General features: G+C 54.0%; 3 protein-coding genes. 1 reads left to right on the top strand and 2 read right to left on the bottom strand.

Annotated elements, in window-relative coordinates; all coding sequences use genetic code 11:
• Positions 1-371: 371 nt before the first annotated feature.
• A complete protein-coding gene (locus HIJ39_RS22085) occupies positions 372-2,105 on the top strand; it encodes a peptide ABC transporter substrate-binding protein (protein ID WP_243239909.1) in 1,734 nt (577 codons plus the stop codon).
• 152 nt (positions 2,106-2,257) lie between these two features.
• Here the strand turns inward: HIJ39_RS22085 and HIJ39_RS22080 are convergent, their stop codons facing one another.
• Together HIJ39_RS22080 and HIJ39_RS22075 are read right to left on the bottom strand one after the other, a co-directional pair.
• Complete coding sequence (locus tag HIJ39_RS22080) at positions 2,258-2,707, bottom strand: hypothetical protein (RefSeq protein WP_169103198.1); 450 nt, start codon at positions 2,705-2,707, stop codon at positions 2,258-2,260.
• A gap of 20 nt (positions 2,708-2,727) precedes the next feature.
• Positions 2,728-3,105, bottom strand: a complete 378-nt coding sequence (locus HIJ39_RS22075) for a DUF2089 domain-containing protein (RefSeq protein ID WP_207711859.1) — start codon at positions 3,103-3,105, stop codon at positions 2,728-2,730.
• Positions 3,106-3,292 lie beyond the last annotated feature (187 nt).

The following is a 3,292-nucleotide window of genomic DNA, read 5'->3' as shown; positions in this document are numbered from 1 at the left end:
CATGACTCGTCTGTTACGACGTTGGTCGTTTGTTACGTTCGTTCATGTGGCATGATGATATAGTTTTCAAGGACCGGGCCTGTCTTGCGACAGCAAAATTAATTGTATCGCGTCGCGGCGTTCCTGTCTAGTGGAACTTTTCGGTTCCTGTCGACCGACCGCACTCGGCGTCGATGCAACTCGCCTATTATGCCCTCAATTCGGATGTTTGGCAAGCGGAAAAAGAAACCTAAAAACGTGGTTCCTTGCCATCGCCCGATAGTTACCAATGTGATACAATAACTCGTCCGAAACCGACAATTGTTAGCACTCGATGACAATTTCGAAGCCGGTTTCGTGCTTTTGGTGATCTTTTTTGAGGAGGCGTTTTCATGAAGGCCCGTACAATAATGATGACATCAGCGGCAGTGGCCATCGGAATCGCCACTTTGGCGGCCGGCTGTGGTTCAAGCACCCAAACCGGGGCTTCTTCAAGCAAACCGGTTTCGGGTGGCACGCTAACCGTCGCATTGCCGTCGCAGACTAACTTAGATTGGTACCTCCCGATTTATGATGCGGCATCAGACCAGATGTACAATAGCTGGCTGAACAACCAGATCTACAAGCCATTGATTCATCTCAACGATAAGTATCAAATCGTCTGGAAGTCGTCGATTGCGTCGAAGATTACCTATAACGCAAGCGGCACCGTTTACCATGTCTTTATCGGCAAGAATTGGAAATGGTCGAATGGCCAACCGGTCACTGCCAACGACCTCATGTTTACCTGGAATGTGATTAAGGCCGCCTCGGCGTCTAATGCGCCCTCACCGTGGCCCTTCGTTGGTGCCGGGACGGGTGACATTCCAAACGGCATCGCCAGCGTCGTCGAAAACAATTCGCATGAGGTCACTTTTACGCTGACCAAGCCCGCCAACCAGCAGTGGTTCATATACAACGGGCTAATTCAGCTAACGCCAATGCCTTCCAAGGTGTTGGACGTGGACGGCAACAACTGGTCCAAAGAAATCCAGTACTTGGGTTCGATCGCCAGCAACCCCAAGACCGCGGAGACCGTCAGCGACGGACCGTTTGAATTGGTCAGCGCCACGCCCAACCAAGATTGGGTCTTGAAGCCGAACCCGAACTATGGCGGTTACAAGGCCAAGGTTGGCAAGCTGGTGTTTGACTACGAATCCTCGAGCACGGCGGAATTCTCCGCACTGAAGACGGGACAAATCGACCTCGGGTATCTGGACCCCACCCAGCTGGGTGCGGCCGGAGAGTTGACGTCCCAAGGGGACAAGATTGTCCCCGCCTATAGCCTAGGTGTTTTCTGGACCCAGCTCAACATGTGGCCTGCGACCAAGGATGCCTCCATTTTTGACCACCTCTATGTGCGTCAAGCATTGGAAATGGCAACCGACCAACAAGCCATCGTCAAGGACATCTACAAGGGTTACGGCGTATCGCAGTACGGCCCCATTCCGTCAACCCCCAAGACTCAGTTCTATCAGGCCAGCAGCGAACCGAAAATTGCTTTTAACCCCAAGGCGGCGAAAAAGCTTCTCGAGAAGCATGGCTGGACCGAGAAGAACGGTGTGATGACCAACGCTCAGGGACAACAGATGAACTTCACGCTGCTTTACGTCTCTGGTGCGCAAGCCACTTTGGACCAAGTCGAATTGATGCAGCAGGACTGGAACAAGATTGGTGTCAAGACGTCCTTGAAGGGAGTCAACTACAACACCTTCCTGAACGACATCAGCAACAAGACCTCCAATGCTTGGCAGCTTGCCGTCGGGTCGGGATGGGCATACAACGGCCCAGGTTGGTATCCCACCGGTGGCCAGTTGTTCAGCTCCACGGCGCCCTCGGGTTCCGGATACGCAAGCAGCAAAGAAGACGCCTTGATTGCAGCCACGCACAAGCCCTATACAACGTCGGCTCAGTCAATGCACGCCTTCCAACAGTATGTGGCGTACACCGCGAAGCAACTGCCGATGCTGTGGCTGCCCAATCCCGCGAGCATCAACGTGGATTCGACCAGCGTGCACGGTGCGGTCAAGTGGGGCAACCCGGTCACCGCAGACCCGCAGTTCAACCACATGTGGATATCAAACTAACCACATCGCACAAAGGAAGCCGTCCCGTCATGGGGCGGCTTTTTCTTTTTGCCCAATGACATTTCCCTCAAAGTCAAAAGTGGATTGATAAAAATGGAGGGCCGAGGTCGTACCTGAACTGCATCTCAGCGTAAGTTATTCGACGGCGCCCCTTATTCCACCGCAATTTCTACATGCTGGCCATCGTCGCCGTCGATGTCAAGAATCGTTCCCATGGTGCCGCTCTTGACCGCTTCCCAGATGACTCGCGCATCGACCGGCCGACCGTTGACCATCACCGGGTTCTTACCTAAAAGCCGCATCCCAACGTCTATCAATCCCAACGGCACCCTAACATTGACAGCCTGTTTACCGTCCTTCTCCACCCGGATGCAAAGCCGCCGCGGAGACTCGGCTGTTCCCTCCACCTTGTTGTTGCCCTCAAGCTGGTCTGCCGCATCGTCAGGCGAGAGAACGCCTCGCTCAACCTGCCCCAAAATGGCTTTGGCCTGGCTCTGGTCGAGCAAGGGCACGCCAATCGCCTGAAGGAGCTTAATGGCATCCTCCCGACTTACACGACCGTCTCTTAGCATGCGCAAAATTGTCAACTTCTCTTCCCTCATTCAAATGCTCCTTTCGACATTTAATCTGGGCGCCGCAACGCCTCTACGGCTTTGTCCACAGTGAGGTCGCCCCGCTCCACGGCATCCAGAACTTCCAGGTGGCCATGACTGCGAGCGTCGACCTCGTCTGAATCCAACTTCAACACCCGCAAAACCTGATCCAGCCGAGCTCTCACAGCTGGGTAGGACAGACCCATCAGTCGCTCCACTTCCCGGATGTTTCCTCGTGCCCGTAGGAAGGTTTCAAGGAAGGACACCTGACCCGGCAAAAGGAGGTCAAAACGGCTGAGAGAAAATAAGCCCTCTACCGCCGTCTCGCAATCCGCACATTGCAACCGACGGACCGCCAAGGTGCCTCCGCAAGCCGGACATCGTCCGACGATAGGCATTTCTTTCATTCCTTGCACCTCCTGTTAACATCTTTAATACTACACTTTGTCGATGTCAATGTTTGATATTAATGTCTCTAAAAAATCGACTCCAAGACATGAAAAAATCCCGCTCACACGAGCGGGATAAAAAATGGGTCGGCACGGCCTGATGATCCCGGGGCCCTGCGGCCCCAGTAGTCTCAGCGTGCGCGAG

Origin of the sequence: Sulfobacillus harzensis, assembly GCF_012933365.1 — a bacterium.
GTDB classification, from domain to species: Bacteria; Bacillota; Sulfobacillia; order Sulfobacillales; family Sulfobacillaceae; genus Sulfobacillus_B; species Sulfobacillus_B harzensis.
The sequence above is the reverse complement of the archived record's forward strand: the minus strand, read 5'-3'. Positions and strand labels throughout refer to the sequence as shown.